Below are 14,043 nucleotides of genomic sequence, written 5' to 3' on the forward strand. Positions count from 1 at the left end.
GCGAATACCGGGCCCTTTCGGTTCAGTCTGGAGGACTGGGCTTACATCATGCCGCCCATGCCGCCCATGCCGCCCATGTCAGGCATTGCTGGTGCAGCCGCGCCGCCTTCAGCAGGTGCATCGGCAACCATGACTTCTGTGGTGATCATCAGACCAGCAACAGAACCAGCGGCTTGCAGTGCGGTACGAGTCACTTTAGCTGGATCCAGGATACCCATCTCGATCATATCGCCGTACTCACCGGTCGCGGCGTTGTAACCGAAGTTACCTTCACCCTGACGGATCTTGTCCAGCACAACAGAGGCCTCATCACCGGCGTTGCCGACGATCTGGCGCAGAGGACCTTCCATGGCGCGCAGGGCTGCTGCGATACCGTGGTTCTGGTCTTCGTTGTCGCCTTTCAGTTCAGCGATAGCAGCGATTGCGCGAACCAGGGCAACACCACCACCGGCAACAACACCTTCTTCAACCGCAGCGCGAGTAGCATGCAGAGCATCTTCAACGCGAGCTTTCTTCTCTTTCATCTCGATTTCGGTGGCAGCGCCAACCTTGATCACTGCAACACCGCCAGCCAGCTTGGCCACGCGCTCCTGCAGCTTCTCGCGATCGTAATCGGAAGAAGTATTTTCGATCTGAGTGCGAACCTCATTAACGCGCGCAGTGATTGCGCCGTGGTCGCCAGCGCCATCGATGATGGTGCTGTTGTCCTTATCCATGGTCACGCGCTTGGCGCTGCCCAGGTGCTCAAGAGTGGCAGATTCAAGATCCATACCCACTTCTTCGGAGATCACAGTACCGCCGGTCAGAATGGCGATATCCTGCAGCATGGCCTTGCGACGATCGCCGAAGCCAGGTGCTTTACAGGCTGCTACTTTCACGATGCCACGCATGTTGTTCACTACCAGGGTAGCCAGCGCTTCGCCTTCAACATCTTCAGCGATGATAACCAGCGGCTTGGAGGCCTTGGCTACCTGCTCCAGCAGAGGCAGCAGTTCGCGAATGTTGGAGATTTTCTTGTCGACCAGCAGGATGAAGGGCGCTTCAGCTTCAACGCTCATGCTGTCCTGATTGTTGATGAAGTAAGGGGACAGGTAGCCGCGGTCAAACTGCATACCTTCAACCACGTCCAGCTCATTTTCGAGACCGGAACCTTCTTCAACAGTAATAACGCCTTCCTTGCCAACTTTTTCCATGGCTTCGGCGATAATGTCGCCAACCTGGACGTCGGAGTTGGCAGAGATGGTGCCAACCTGGGCAATAGCTTTGGTGTCTGCACAAGGGATAGAGGCAGTAGATACCTGCTCAACCGCTGCGGCAACCGCCTTGTCGATACCGCGTTTCAGGTCCATGGGATTCATGCCAGCGGCAACAGATTTCAGGCCTTCGTTAACGATGGACTGGGCCAATACGGTAGCAGTGGTAGTACCGTCACCTGCGGCGTCGGAAGCCTGGGAAGCAACTTCCTTGACCATCTGCGCGCCCATGTTTTCGAACTTGTCAGCCAGTTCGATTTCTTTTGCTACGGACACACCGTCCTTGGTTACGGTGGGTGCACCGAATGCCTTGTCCAGAATTACGTTGCGGCCCTTGGGCCCCAGAGTTGCTTTAACTGCGTCGGCGAGGACATTCACGCCGTTCAGCATACGAGAGCGAGCGTCGTCGCCAAAAAATACGTCTTTAGACATTGTTCGAAATCCTTAAATTCTCAATCGGGTTCAGTGGAGTGAAATACCTTGCTTAGCTGTTACTCAACAACCGCGAAGATTTCGCTCTCACCCATGATGACTAATTCTTCACCATCGATTTCGATAGTGTTGCTGCCGGCGTACTGACCGAATACCACGGTGTCACCGACCTTAACGGCCAGAGGGCGAACTTCGCCGCTGTCCAGAGCCTTGCCTTCACCTACCGCGACAATTTCGCCCTGATTGGGCTTTTCCTTCGCGGAACCGGGCAGCAAAATTCCGCCTGCGGTAGTTTCTTCCTCTGCGTTGCGACGAATGACCACACGGTCATACAGGGGGCGAATACTCATCTGTCTAAATCTCCTAGTGACAATATTATGAGGGCCCTCAACGGGGCGCTGCTAGTTTCATGGGGTCGCCCCAAGGCTTTTCAAGGGGCGATTAGCACTCTTTTTAAGAGAGTGCTAATTTTAGTGTGAGCTGTGGATGCGTCAAGTGCCGGATCGGGTTTGAACGAAAACCCAGAAAATCAGATATAGTTCAATAAAATCAGAAGCTTAGGGGGTTCTCTCGTCATCGACCCGGGTGTACTGTCCCTCGATAGCCGAATCGGCAGATTGGTCGTACTGGGGGCGATACGGCTCCGGCTCAGGTGCGCCAAACAGCCGCGCCAGGCGTCTGCGCAGAGGGCCTATCAGCACACACAGGGCGACGAAGTCAGTGATCATACCAGGGAAAGCCAGCAGCACGCCGGCCAAGCCAACGGCCATGTCATCAACCAGCAATTGGCGCCCCAGCACGCCACCCTGCTGCGCATTGCGCATCTGATTGAACATCTCTACGCCCTGCCGGCGCAGTACCGCCAGCCCGAGCACAAAAGTGGCCAGGACATAGAAAATTGCCGTCAGCGCACTGGTCTCAACGCCCAGTTGAATCAGGGTAAATAACTCCAGCCATGGCAGGAGTAGAAAAAATAGTCGCATCATAATCTCTCGTTGTCTGGGAAATTATGGGGGCAATGGGCCCATTTACAAGGCCAGTCGACGGGGCATCTAGAAGGCGTAGTTCACTCCTACCGACCACTTCCGGTCTACCTTATCGATGGCCTCTTCAGCGGGCAGGTTGTCGTAATTGTATTCCAACTGCACCACCGAGCTGAGCTGTCCGCTAATGGGATATTTGAAGCCGGTGGTGGTATTGAGTTCGTAATCAGTGCCCTGCTCAAAGGACTGCAATATCGCATGACGATGGAACAGCTCCATACCATCGCCGTCTATGCGCCATGCGAAGTCGAGGTTCCACAGAAACGCCGGTCGGCTGCGCGATTCGCCGGTTGTAAAATCTTCATTGACGTAGTTGAGCGTGCCCTTGCCAAGCAGATCAAAATAGGCCGTCTCCAGGAACTGGTAACCCATTCCCACACCCATTGAATATCGCTCATCCAAATCACGAAATTCGTCCGTCTCATAGAATGCGTTCCCCGTGGCGAACCACTGGTCGGTAAAAAATTGGTCATACTGGTAACTGCCGAGCCAGGATTCACGGGTTTTTTCGCCGTCGGCACTCTCGTCCTGATAGCGAAGGGCCAGCGTATGCCGTGTGTCGAGCAAGCGTATCTCGCTGCGGGCATTCAAATCGTACTTGGCAATATCGCTATTGCCGGAAGAGTCCTCCAGCGCCAGAATGACGGAGCCCTTTTGCTGCAGAACCGGCGGGGCGTCTATCAGGCTTTCACCCGCAGCTACCACCAGTTTCCAGTCTGCCAGTGGCCGCACGCCCTCATCGCAGTGCAGGTGCTGCTTCTCGCGCTGAATAAACATCCAGCAGTTGTGCAACTCCGTGCCGGTGAGTCTTAAATCGAAATGATCTCCGCTCTCGATATAGTCGACATGACGCAGTTCGATATTGAGATCACCCAGCATCGCCGAAGTCCAGAGCACCTTGCCCTCTTCTATTCCGACCATGGTGCCGGTGATAGACTCACCGTCAGTAAAATAAATGCGATCAGCGAGTGCGTACTGGGGCAGGAGAATGAATGCAAACAACAGCAGGATTGGGTGCGCCGGCCGAATAGCGGCGCCGAGCCAGGTTATTGTGTGGAGCATGGACAGTCTTTTTTCTCGTTGTATGGGTGACAAGCTTGAACACTGATATCAACGAACGTATCTGGCAGGTTGTCTCACTCATCCCCGAGGGGAAGGTGTCGACCTATGGCGATATAGCCCACAAGGCTGGACTGCCGGGCGCTGCACGCAGAGTCGGCCGGGCGCTTCAGGGGTTACCCGAAGACACCCGTATTCCATGGCACCGCGTGATCAATGCCCAGGGCCGCATTTCCCTGCCAGAAGGTTCCGCATCGCAGTATACCCAAAGGGACAGGCTGGAGGCAGAGGGCATCAGCTTTCGGCCCAACAAATCTATTGATCTTCGTCGTTATCGCTGGGACTGAGTTCTTCCAGGCGAGCTCTCAACTCGACCCCCTCCTCTTGCAGGCGCTTCACCTCGCGCCCCAGATGGCGCCGATCTGCTTTTTCGCGTTCGAGTAGTTGCAGCAAGCCATTCGCAATGTCGGCAACGTAAGCTGGGGGAAGTTTGTCTGGGTCAGGTAGATGCGATTTACCCGCACTTGCCTCGACAGGTGCAAACCTGGCTGCCTCGCTGAGAAAACGGTTCACGAAAGTAATTTCACGATTGATCGCGGCCGCCTCGTCGGCGCTGAACTTCACATCCAGCACCAGGGTCTCGTCCGCAGTCTCGCGCATCAATCGATAGAGCACTTCCAGATTCGAAGCCATACCTCGGTCGGCGTTGTATTTTCCGTCGCGGTACTGTGGATACTGCCCATTGAACTGGATCAGGAAGGCCGTGCCGTTATGGCCAATCGAGGTATTGCTGGCCGCTTCCACTTCCCCCGTGAGGGTGAGGCTTTCCAGACCAATGCTATGAAGAAAATCCTCGACAAGGTCGCCGCCCTGAAAGTGCTGCGGGTCGAAGGGGCGGACCACCAGGTTCCCCTCACCCACCGCTTTACTCCAGCGCCTCACAGCACCGAACCGGGTGCGCCGCTTGCATTCCTGCAGCAGATCTTCGCCACTGCGGGGTTCATCCAGCTGCTTGACCGCCTGTTCCCACCGACTTTTGATTGAGGTAAGCGGGTGGCGGACGTAGATCACAGCCATACAACGATCAAAGCTGGGCCGCGCAAACTCCAGCAGCGCTTCCACGTCCTCGGCAAAAAACTGCTCGAGGCCCTCTGCCGAAATAATGGCCGTTCCTTCCGTAAACGAATCGAAGAATGCACGCCACTGCAGGCGCAGACGCTCGCGCTCAGCCTCCCATTCCTCGTCGGTTTCAGCGCCAAACTGGCGATAGTAATACCCCGCCTTGCTGTCGCCACGGAATAGCGCCGCCAGTTCATAGGAGTGGTTATAGGGCCGCCAATCAGGGTAGTAGACCGCGTCCGACTTCAGCGCCTCACAGGCTTTCCCGAGGCTATCCTGTATCGTGGTTGTGCCGGTCTTGGCCATACCGGCATGAATGACCAGGCGCTTCACGCCCCCGCCGCCTCGTTCCTGTGCCAGGGAGCAACCCAGAACAGGAGCAACATACCGGGCAGAGCCAGCACCGCACACAGGAAGAAAAACTCCACCCAGCCGATCTGTTCCACGATCCAACCGGTGCTGGCATTGGCAAACGTTCGCGGCAGCGCCGCCAGCGCTGTAAACAGGGCAAATTGCGTGGCGGCATACATTCTCGACGTTTCGCGCGCTATGAATGCGGTAAAGGCAGCGGTGCCCAGCCCAACGCCGAGATACTCAAAGCCGATCACCAGGGCCAGCAGCCAGAGTTTCGCACCGCTGGCTGCGAGCACGGCAAAGCCCAGAATACTGACCACCTGCACCACGCCAAACAACCACAGGGCACGATTAATGCCCAGGCGAATCATCAAACCACCGCCTAGTAGGCCGCCAAAAATAGCCGGCCACAGAGCCGCATTTTTCGCCACCAGACCAATCTCGGTCATACTGAAACCCAGATCGAGATAAAATGGCGTGGCTAGCGCGGTGGCCATATTGTCACCGAGCTTATACAGGAACATAAAGCTGAGAATGAGCACCAGCGCCGACCAGCCTTTACGCTGCAAGTACTCCTTGAACGGCGCCACTACCGAGCCATAGATCCCCATGGGCGGGGGTCGCTCGGTATTCGGCTCCGACACAGCCAGCGTCATGCCAATGCCGATAACCATGAACGCAGCTGTAATCCAGAACACCGAGTCCCAGGGCAGAATATCCGCCAGAATCAGAGACAGGGAACCGGGAACAAGTCCCGCCAGTCGGTAGGCCTGAACATGGATTGAATTGCCAAGCCCGAGCTCTTCATCGGGGAGGATTTCACGCCGATAAGCATCGATCACCACATCCTGGCTGGCGCCAAACAGCGCTACCAGTACTGCCGCCCAGGCGATCGTGGCCGTTTGTGAGCCGGGCTGGAACCAACCCAGCACGCCAATCGAAAACAGCAGGCCTAACTGGAACAGCAAGAGCCAACCGCGCCGACGCCCCAGCAAAGGCAGCTCCCAGCGATCGAGGAAAGGGGCCCAAAGGAACTTCCAGTTATAGGGCATGAGGACCAGCGCGAAAAAGCCGATCTCTGTCAGCGAGACTCCGCCCTCACGCAGCCACGCTGGGATAAGCTGAATCAGGACGTAGAGCGGCAAGCCGGATGAAAAACCGGTGAAGATACAGATTGCCATGCGGCGATTGAATACCGTTGCGCGCCAGCCGCCTACTGCTTCGCTCAAACCCTCTCCTTCTCACGCCATGCGGGCGATGAATCAGTCAACATCAAAACCCATGTGTCGCACAAAGTCGACATCGGCGGGATCAAACCGGGACAGGTCTTCACTGCGGAAGCGCCCAGCCGTTGCAGGCGCTCGGACAGAGTCCGCAATCTCCGACAGTTCCTTCTTGCTGATCTGAATGGCGGCGAACTCGCGCAGCGCTTCGAGCTCTCCCTCGGGATCAGCACACAGGCGGTCAAAGCTCAAAAAGTGCAGGCGATGGCCCATCCGCTTGCGGAAGCCCTGCATCCGTTTGTGGCTGGCCACCCAGTAGCGCAGGGCGGCTTCAGGGCCTGGCTCAAACGGCTGATCCAACATGAGTTCGCCCCAGAAGTACTTCAACTGGTTTTGATTGTCACTGAACGCCATATCCAAACCGTTGCGCACGACATACACGTATTTCATCTCGGGAAAGCAGCGATCCAGGTGCGGCAACAGGATATGGGAGTTGGGCTCCTTCCAACCCCAGTGCTCGTGCCTGCGGTCGTGGGTCGGGCTGCGCAACAGGGTATCGCGAGCGCGCTGCAGATGCTCGAAAGGCACCACCGGACCTCTGTCCAGCGCACTGGCCTCATCCAGCAGCGACCTGAGCTCATCCGAGAGCTCGACGCCATGGCGCATACCGTTGGCAAACAACCAGCAGAGCTTTTCCACCTCGTCATCGGACTTCAGCAATAGAGAGCGTCGCAGGAACAACAGCGTGAACCAGAGATTATCCAGCGACTCATTGAGTTCTCCACCGAAGTGCACACCCATTTTTCGCAACAGGGTTACCACCAGGCGCGTACCGCTGCCCCCGAGGCCGCCAATCACGATAGGCGAAGCGTCCTCGCGTGCAATGCGATACACCGGGACCGCCTGTGCAGCAGATAGAACACTGTGGGAGAGGAACCTGGCCGAGTGCCTAATCTGGTAGGCCAGGTCGTCCTTGTGCGCCGTGATCTTACTCGCCAGGTGACGCATCAGCTTGGCGTCCTGCCCCTTGATATAAGCGGTAATTTCCTCCGCATCTTCGCGAGACAGATCGATTCCGGGCCAGGATTCATCACCGCTGGGCTCGTCCTCATAAAACAGGCGCCCGTCAGGTCGGCCAAAGTACTCTTTGGCGATCACTTCATTGGCGTGCCGACTGGCATCAAGCACCTCCCTGCGCTGGGCCGGGGAGAGCAACGACTGGCTGGAAAAATAGCTGGTGGATGACTGGTCCTTCTCTGCTGAGAACTGCATCAGCAACTGATTGAAGCGGTCATTTTTCTTTGGTTCGGTGACCAGAGTATTCACCATCCGCTTGTATTCGCCAGCGGCGAGCGAAAGGCGCGGATTGGAATTACCTTTCTTGAGGCTGAAAGATTCCTCCTCGATCTCCTGGCGAAACACGTGATACATAAAATCACGGCGAATATCGCCCTTGTGGAACTGCTCGCGCTCATAGGGGCGCACGATGAGCCTGCCGGGTTCCAGGGAGTCGGCCCAGGGCGCGAGCACCTTGAGGTAATCAAAGCGCTCCGACTGCTTGCGATAAATGAGATCGATACGGCGCTTCTGTGGCCCCGCCTTGATCTGCTGGTTGTAGCTAGCCATGATGATATTGTCCTGCCGCCGCAGGTACACCACGACGTGCACATCAAACCATGCTGAAACCTGAGCACAGAAGCGTCGGGCCTTGGATTCCTCGGCCCAGGCCATGAGCTCGGAAGACAGTAGAACACTCCCTTCAGTGCAGTCGGCAAGCTTCGGCGCCCAGTCCTCTACTTTCTGGAAATCCCACTCGTCTTCGAGAAAACGTGGAATATGTGGCGACAGTAGATGGTGCGCGTTGGACATAGTGCCGAGGCGCGGGTAACAGATATCGAGGCTGGAAAGCGCCTTGCGATTATCCCAGAAGAAATTCTGCAATGCCGTGGTACCGGTCTTACCCATGCCGATATGCACGTACAACTTCTTCTTCATCATTCCTCTCTATTCCCAGTCACATTCGCCGGGTTCAGTATTCAGGCGGTGTCCCGCGGGCCCGGTTCCTGCAGCGCAAGGCGATAAGCCTCATCGTGCTTGCGAGCAAGCACCGCTGGATCAAATTTACTGGCGGCTGCCGCTACAGCAGCCCGCAGTTCAGCATAGTATGTCGGCTCGCTCGACAGGCGCGCCATCTCCGCTGCCAGGGCCGCTATATCGATGTCATCACCCTGCAGGGGTACAACGCTTCCGGCCGGGCCGGCCTGGCTCGACAGCATTCGGGAAATTTCTCCCAGATCCGAGGCCAGAAACGGAACACCTGTTTGCAGGCACTCAATAATCACCAGCGGAAAGCTCTCGCCGCGAAAGCGAGAGGGTAGAAATCCGACATCTGCCAGCGCGAAATAGCCACGCACATTGCGCTGGAAGCCCTGCAAGTGAACATGGCCCGGAAGCTCAACGTTGAGCAGACGGTCATATTCGGGGCCGTCCCCCACCAACAGCAAGTGAATATCGGCATCACTCTGGCTTCGGGCGATCTCAACGGCATCGATTGCCTCCTGCCAGCCTTTTTCAGCCATCGCCCTGCTCACCAGAGTGAACACAAATGCATCGTCTGGCACGCCAATGTTTTGACGAGTGATGACCTCGAAAGTTTCATGCTCCAGGGCGTTGTCGATACAGCTGGTGCGGGCGTACTGCAACAAGCCGTGCCTGTCGATCGCCTCCAGGTTTTTCTCCGCCACGTAGATCAGGCGCGCACTGCGCTTGACCAGGCGCGGAAGTATCGGCCGCAGGTCGTATTCATTGATCGTTTCGTACATACCATGAAGTGTCACCACGGTTTTGCAAGCAACATCCTCGGGCAAAATATCGAGGATGGTGCTATCCATCCAGGCGTGATGTGAATGCACAAGGTCGATCTCGAAATCATCGATGATTCGTTCGAGCTGCCCGAAGTCGGATACGATCGGTATGTCCTTGCGCAATTTCTGATAGACGCCTTCAATACGAGGCTCACGCGCGCAGTCGAGGTAAGTGACGTTGTAACCGTGCTGCTTCATTATATTGGCGAGGCTTACCGGAAATGTTTCGCCGCCACCTGAACAGAAGGCATAGGAAGCCATCAGCAGGTTAGGCGCGCGCTCCTTAGCTTCCGCTTCTATGCGCGCAAGGCTGTAGCAACTCTCCAGCGCCTCGTGGGTATATTCTCCACGAGTTTCACGCCAGTGAATTTCCAGGTTGTCCCGCAGATTTGAGAAGACTTCTGCCGGCACAGAAAAATAGCGCTGCACCGTTTTCGCAACGAGTTCGTGTTCACGATAGAACTCGTCCTCTGAATGCGACTTTACGGATGTATTCTGACCGTGCTGGCGGTAGTAATTACAGGCCTCCGGCGAGTAAGCCAACATGCCGCCACGCAGCAAGTGCAGATAAAGCACCCAGTCGCCACATGTGCGCATTTTGCGCCACTGCGGATCCTTCAATATCTCGAGTTGCCGCGGCGTGCGGAACAGGGCCGAGCTTACATTAGGCACGATGTTTTTGACCGCGAATGCCTGCCGCACCATGGCCGGCCCGGTCTCGACTATAGGCGCATTCCAGCGCTGCGGATCGATATCGTGGAGGTATTCATTGATCGACCAGATCTGTTTCTCACCCTCACCATCCATGAACACAGTGCGCGCATAGGCAAGCGTAATGGCCTCGTTTTCGAAATACGGCACCAGGGTCTCGAGGAAATTTTCCGTGCACCAGTCATCGCTTTCCGCGATCCAGACGATATCCCCAGCGGCAAGATTCAGGCCGCGTTCCCACTGGTGAAAGACACCCCCTGAATTCTCCTCGTTAATCACCAACGTCGACTTCGATGGGTAGCGCTCGTGGAATTCACGCAGGACCTCGGCACTGTCGTCACTGGAGGCATCGTCCAGCAAGATCACTTCATAGTTCTCGTAAGTCTGAGAGAAGATCGATTCCAGGCGGAGCCGCAGGTATGGCGCATGGTTGTAATTGGGAACGATCACCGAAACTAGCGGGTCAAAATCCTCGGCCTCTTCTTCTTGCTGATAACGCATCGGTGTCAGCAACCCTGCACTTGCAGGCGTGTGCATATCCCTGGCTTCAACATTCAGCAGCCTATTAGTGAGGCGGAAGAAGGGTCGCACCAGCCGACGGATTGTCCAGGCCACCGCGGGTTGACGCAAACTCATGCGGTGATAGAGCAAAATCGCTTTTAGCCGAAGCTGTACCCACTGACCCGAAGACCAGGCTCTCAGGCGCTGGAGGCGAAAGCTAAGGCTTCGCAGTGGGCGTGTCAGACGCCATGAGCTTGACTGCTCCATCTCATGGATACGTTCGTCGAGAAAATCACGCTGCTCACCCAGCGAGATAATTTCATTCCCCAATTCATCTTCGAGACGAGTCCATTCTGCTCGGCCTTCTTCCAGAGTTGTTTCAAGCTCACCAATAGTCTCCCAATGTTCCTCGGCCACCTGGCTGACTCGGGCAATCTCAGTGCCTTGTTCGGCCAATTGTGTTTGCAACTGGCCGGTACCGGCTTGTAACGATTTAACCTCGGCTTCCAGCGGTTCCACCACTGCCTGATGCTCTTGCTGCATTCTCCGGGCGTTCTCTGCCAGCTCACTTGCTTGCGCCTGCAGGTCAGTGATGACATCTTCACCGCGCCTGCGCTCAAGGCGATCATCACGACAACTATCACTCAGGCGGGACAGCGCCGGGCTCACTGCGTCCATCATGGCACAGCGCGTTTCGGTCGCATTCGCGATGGCGAGACAAGCCTCAAGTACGGCGTCGATATGCCGCCCCCCATCTAGAACGGGCGCCAACGCTGCGTCGAACGCCAACACTTGGGGTATTTTCCGCTGCAGCAGCTCACGTGAATCTATGTCCGCACTACTGCGATAAAGCTCACTATCAACAAAGCTCTCGCAAAAAGCCCGAGCCCTGGCCGGCTCAGCTTGCAGCCCGGTAAAGTCCATTAGTTGCTCGAGAAGGTTCTCTGCAGCTGTCATTAGCCCCGCGTAAGAGACGTAATACACAGATTCTCGCTGGGTAGCCGACAAGGCCTGAGCCGTCAGCGAGAGCCACAGGGCTGCGCCCTCAGGCAGCTCCCGACCAAACTCATAAAAATCTTCATTCGCCAGGGCACGACTGCGCTGGGACAGCGCGACTTCAACCGGGTCGCGTAGGGTGTGGACGTAATAAACATCAGCAGACTCGTATCCGGCAGCAACAAATACGGGTTTCCAGAAATCGAGCAGCTGGCACACCCGGGGATCCTTGAGAACCGCCACGGATGCCTTGCCGTAAATGCCCTGTAACAGATTGGAACCCGCCTCAGACCACCCTGCCAGATCTGCGGAGGCAATAGCTGCAGCGCCATCAAACAGGGGATTGTCCCAACTACCGCCCAGGTGGCTCAACAACCGGTCGTTGAAATCAACGATATCCGGGTGCTCAAAAAAGCCTTTGCTGTTCTCAGCATTAGCATAGTGTTCACCCAGGCAGGCGTCTGCTCCCAGGGCTTCAATAGCGGCTGCGCACAGGGATGTACCAGAACGATGCGCGCCGAGTACCACAATCAGCTTTTTGGGCTTGGACATAAATTCAGAAACTAAGGCAGCGGAGAAAGGTTCGGCTTATGTATGCGTATATAGGCGCATTATACGTGAAATACCTAGATTTTCTTTAACAAAGTGGCAGCAAGGAGGCCCAAATTTCCGGTTGTTGTTTGCGCATAGAACCCGCCATGACGAAGAGCCTTTAGTCGCCGCAACAATCCACCGCTGCGCAGTTCCTCAAACCTCGCCAGTACATCCCGATTTTCAGGGGTAAAAAACTCAGCAGCGGAGTTGAGGGCAATTAAATTTCGCGCGTTCCACTCCCTGTTTCGCCCAGACAGAAAACCCAGGTAGCGCTGACTTCGGTTGCGCAGCCCCGTGTTGGCTCCGATGGAGTTTCCCGCATGCTGGCGATATGACAGAGAGGGCTGGGGGTCGTAAATAACGCTGCCGCCTGCACCGCTGACCAGCATATAGGTCCACCAGTCATGACTGACCACATCCACCTCGCCCGCTCGCTGCAGCAACTCGCGTGCCGCACGGTTGAATACCATGGTGTTGCCGCCAGCAATATTCTGAATCACGGCATTGGCAAAAGAAGGGGCACGGGCGAAGAGCGGGCTTTTACCCTCGTTTACGCCGTGTGCGGAAACAGTACGTGTGCGGCTGCAGTACAGCGCTGGTAGCGCCGGATCGACGACTTGCAAGCGACCAATTGCCCGATCCAGCTTGTCTTCATCCCAAAAGTCATCCTGATCAGCGTAGGCAAAGTAGTCCGCACTGATATCCCCTGCGGTTACCAGAGACATGAAGTTGGCGGCATGCCCTTTCGATGGACCTCGACGGACCTCTACCGGGAGCATCGATTCTGCAGCGAAAGCTGCGAGTACATCCGGGGTATTGTCGCAGGAGCCATCGTCCGACACAAAAATAGCGCCAGCTACGGAATCAGAAACAACTATTGAATTTAACTGCTCAGCAAGATACCGCCCTCCATTATAGGTACAAAGAAGGACGGCAAGTCGAGACTTGACCAAGCTCACTACTGAGGGTTATAGGGAGCCAAAACACGGGAAACGACTTCGTCATCGATCACAACATTGTCGTCAAAATTGTACTTGGTCACGTAGTCTTTCATCGAGAGTTTGATATATTCATTCTGCAGGTCTGTCACGATTTGACCAGCCACCTCTTCGAAAGGCTTATAGCTTTTCTCCTTGATGCCATCGAGCCTGATGATGTGTAATCCAAACTGAGACTGCACAATCTCGGAGTAATCACCAACGCTTTCAAGAGTGAACAGCCCCTCTGTGTAGGGCGGAGTCACAGAAGTATCACCAAACTTAACCCAACGATCGAACTTTCCATTTCGCTCTACGGCCCCTGGCTCATCGGAGTGCAGCGTCACCATTTCATTGAAGTCTGCGCCAGCGCGCAATTGATCAAGCACTTCCTGCGCCTCTGCCATAATCTTAGCCCGACTCTCGGCATCCAGACCCGGCTTCCTTTCAAAGAGAATATGTGACGACAGCCTTGTCTCTGGAACGAGCGCATACTTGTCTCGCTTAACCGCATATTGCTCTCTTGCCAAATCGGAGAAATCTGGAATCTCGAGGTTTTTCCGGTAATTCCTTAATACGAAGTCTCGCTTGAAACCCTCCAGCGCATGCAAGTACTCGTAATATAGTGCGGAGTCCTCGTCGGCGACTACATCGGCCTCAGCCGCGATACGCTTATTGGCCATCATCAGGTTGAGCAATTCAAGGCGATCGCCTTCATCTTCGGTAGCTACAGTGCGCATCTGCGGGGTCCAGGTCGACACCAGGTAAGCTAGCTCCTGTTCCGTGATAACCGTATCACCGTCTTGCAGCGCTATCGGGTTATCTTGCTGGGCGTAGGCGGTAAAACCAGAGGTCGCTAGGACCAGAAGGGAGAGAAATAGAGTTTTCAGTGAATTCATCGCTTAACCAATACTTTT

11 protein-coding genes are annotated in these 14,043 nt (G+C 55.7%); 1 reads left to right on the plus strand and 10 read right to left on the minus strand.

Translation table 11 applies throughout. The annotated features are described in order from the left end of the window. Positions 1–41: 41 nt before the first annotated feature. The 4 genes from groL to EY643_RS14115 all read right to left on the minus strand — a co-directional run bounded on the left by groL (position 42) and on the right by EY643_RS14115 (position 3,790). Positions 42–1,685, minus strand: a complete 1,644-nt coding sequence (groL, locus tag EY643_RS14100; protein ID WP_153239834.1) for a chaperonin GroEL — start codon at positions 1,683–1,685, stop codon at positions 42–44. 59 nt (positions 1,686–1,744) lie between these two features. Next, on the minus strand, positions 1,745–2,035 hold the full coding sequence (locus tag EY643_RS14105) for a co-chaperone GroES (RefSeq protein ID WP_153239835.1): 291 nt from the start codon (positions 2,033–2,035) through the stop codon (positions 1,745–1,747). 207 nt (positions 2,036–2,242) lie between these two features. Next, a complete protein-coding gene (locus tag EY643_RS14110; protein WP_153241054.1) occupies positions 2,243–2,668 on the minus strand; it encodes an FxsA family protein in 426 nt (141 codons plus the stop codon). A 69-nt stretch (positions 2,669–2,737) separates the two neighbouring features. Next, entirely contained in the window at positions 2,738–3,790 is a 1,053-nt protein-coding gene (locus tag EY643_RS14115; RefSeq protein ID WP_153239836.1) for a DUF481 domain-containing protein, read from the minus strand. A 26-nt stretch (positions 3,791–3,816) separates the two neighbouring features. On the opposite strand from EY643_RS14115, the gene EY643_RS14120 reads away from it, so the two are divergent. After that, entirely contained in the window at positions 3,817–4,134 is a 318-nt protein-coding gene (locus EY643_RS14120; RefSeq protein WP_338035546.1) for an MGMT family protein, read from the plus strand. Here EY643_RS14120 and EY643_RS14125 read toward each other — a convergent pair. The 6 genes from EY643_RS14125 to EY643_RS14150 form a co-directional block, all read right to left on the minus strand. After that, a complete protein-coding gene (locus tag EY643_RS14125; RefSeq protein WP_153239838.1) occupies positions 4,103–5,239 on the minus strand; it encodes a hypothetical protein in 1,137 nt (378 codons plus the stop codon). The two genes, EY643_RS14120 and EY643_RS14125, sit on opposite strands and share 32 nt — an antisense overlap. After that, positions 5,236–6,489, minus strand: a complete 1,254-nt coding sequence (locus EY643_RS14130) for an AmpG family muropeptide MFS transporter (RefSeq protein ID WP_420841622.1) — start codon at positions 6,487–6,489, stop codon at positions 5,236–5,238. The genes EY643_RS14125 and EY643_RS14130 overlap by 4 nt, the downstream gene beginning before the upstream one ends. A gap of 33 nt (positions 6,490–6,522) precedes the next feature. Next, positions 6,523–8,478: a sulfotransferase gene (locus EY643_RS14135; protein WP_205743074.1), complete on the minus strand. Its 1,956-nt coding sequence runs from the start codon at positions 8,476–8,478 to the stop codon at positions 6,523–6,525. A 41-nt stretch (positions 8,479–8,519) separates the two neighbouring features. Continuing rightward, positions 8,520–12,107: a glycosyltransferase gene (locus EY643_RS14140; protein WP_153239840.1), complete on the minus strand. Its 3,588-nt coding sequence runs from the start codon at positions 12,105–12,107 to the stop codon at positions 8,520–8,522. 74 nt (positions 12,108–12,181) lie between these two features. Further along, positions 12,182–13,108, minus strand: coding sequence for a glycosyltransferase (locus EY643_RS14145; RefSeq protein WP_153239841.1), 927 nt, complete (start codon positions 13,106–13,108; stop codon positions 12,182–12,184). Continuing rightward, a complete protein-coding gene (locus EY643_RS14150; RefSeq protein ID WP_153239842.1) occupies positions 13,108–14,025 on the minus strand; it encodes a peptidylprolyl isomerase in 918 nt (305 codons plus the stop codon). The genes EY643_RS14145 and EY643_RS14150 overlap by 1 nt, the downstream gene beginning before the upstream one ends. Positions 14,026–14,043: the final 18 nt, after the last annotated feature.

This window comes from Halioglobus maricola, from assembly GCF_009388985.1.
GTDB classification, from domain to species: Bacteria; Pseudomonadota; Gammaproteobacteria; order Pseudomonadales; family Halieaceae; genus Halioglobus; species Halioglobus maricola.

What these genes read in the sequence shown, in the direction of transcription:
- groL (WP_153239834.1), bottom strand. Translation starts at nt 1,685, where the DNA reads ATGTCTAAAGACGTATTTTTTGGCGACGACGCTCGCTCTCGTATGCTG.
- EY643_RS14110 (WP_153241054.1), bottom strand. Translation starts at nt 2,668, where the DNA reads ATGCGACTATTTTTTCTACTCCTGCCATGGCTGGAGTTATTTACCCTG.
- EY643_RS14135 (WP_205743074.1), bottom strand. Translation starts at nt 8,478, where the DNA reads ATGAAGAAGAAGTTGTACGTGCATATCGGCATGGGTAAGACCGGTACC.
- EY643_RS14150 (WP_153239842.1), bottom strand. Translation starts at nt 14,025, where the DNA reads ATGAATTCACTGAAAACTCTATTTCTCTCCCTTCTGGTCCTAGCGACC.
- EY643_RS14115 (WP_153239836.1), bottom strand. Translation starts at nt 3,790, where the DNA reads ATGCTCCACACAATAACCTGGCTCGGCGCCGCTATTCGGCCGGCGCAC.
- EY643_RS14140 (WP_153239840.1), bottom strand. Translation starts at nt 12,107, where the DNA reads ATGTCCAAGCCCAAAAAGCTGATTGTGGTACTCGGCGCGCATCGTTCT.
- EY643_RS14105 (WP_153239835.1), bottom strand. Translation starts at nt 2,035, where the DNA reads ATGAGTATTCGCCCCCTGTATGACCGTGTGGTCATTCGTCGCAACGCA.